This is a genomic window from Facivitalis istanbulensis (assembly GCF_040560405.1).
Classification (GTDB): domain Bacteria; phylum Pseudomonadota; class Alphaproteobacteria; order Sphingomonadales; family Sphingomonadaceae; genus Sphingomonas; species Sphingomonas istanbulensis.
Map to the genome: position 1 here is coordinate 1 of NZ_JAVSCQ010000076.1, position 891 is coordinate 891.

Genomic DNA, 891 nt, shown 5'->3' on the forward strand with positions numbered 1-891 from the left:
GCCGCTGGTTTTTTGCGCGCTTCCGCGACGAGACGACGCAACGTCGGGAGATCGACAGCACCGGCGACGACCTGCGAGCCGACGATCAGCGCTGGTGTTCCGTTGAAACCGATCGCCTGGGCGATGCTATCGGTGCGCGTAAGCAGCGCGTCGATTTCGGCGCCACGGTTCTTCAAATCGCGTTGCAGACGGGGCCAGTCGACCTTGGCTTTGGCAGCCGCTGCCTTGACGCCCGCGCTGTCGAGCCGCGCCGGCGAGGTCATCAGGGCCTCGTGAAAGGCGGCATGCCTGCCCTGCCATTGGCTCGCGACAGCCGCGCGTGACGCCTCACGCGAGGCAGGTCCGAAGATCGGCCAGTCCCGGTACACGACCCGTACCTTCGGGTCGGAGCGAAGCAGGGCGTTCAGCACCGGCTCCATGCGACGGCAATAGGGGCAGTTATAGTCGAAAAACTCGACAACCGTGACGTCGTAGGTCCTGCCGGCGCGCTTGGGAGCCACGGGATCGTCAACGACCGCCTTGCGCGACAGATCGGGCTGCTGGGCCATGAGAGGCGTGATCGGCGCGGCGAAGGCAAGCGCGGCCAGGAGGCCCCGAGACAACAGGTTGCGACGATTCATCGGTGTTTCCTTGCTAATTCGATTCCATCGGCGAGCGCAGCGCGTGACAATTCACCGAGCTGGAGCTGTACGATCGTGCCGTCGCCCGCAACGAAGGCCGTTGCGGGATACCCCGCCACCTTCAGGGCTTGAGAAAGGCCACGATCGGGGTCGAGCGCGACATGGCGCGCTCCGATATTTTCACGGCCGAGAAAACCGCTGACGATCGCTTGCGCCTCGCCCTGATCGGCAAGAAGGATCGGGACCTCGCCAGGGCGCGACGCAACCGCAT

Annotated in this window: 2 protein-coding genes; both read right to left on the minus strand. The window is 65.1% G+C overall.

The window, feature by feature from the left end; translation table 11 throughout:
• Window positions 1-620: DsbA family protein (locus tag RN629_RS18210; RefSeq protein WP_407036490.1), on the minus strand; the 620-nt coding region annotated here is incomplete at its 3' end.
• Window positions 617-891: TlpA family protein disulfide reductase (locus tag RN629_RS18215; RefSeq protein WP_407036491.1), on the minus strand; the 275-nt coding region annotated here is incomplete at its 5' end. The genes RN629_RS18215 and RN629_RS18210, both read right to left, overlap by 4 nt.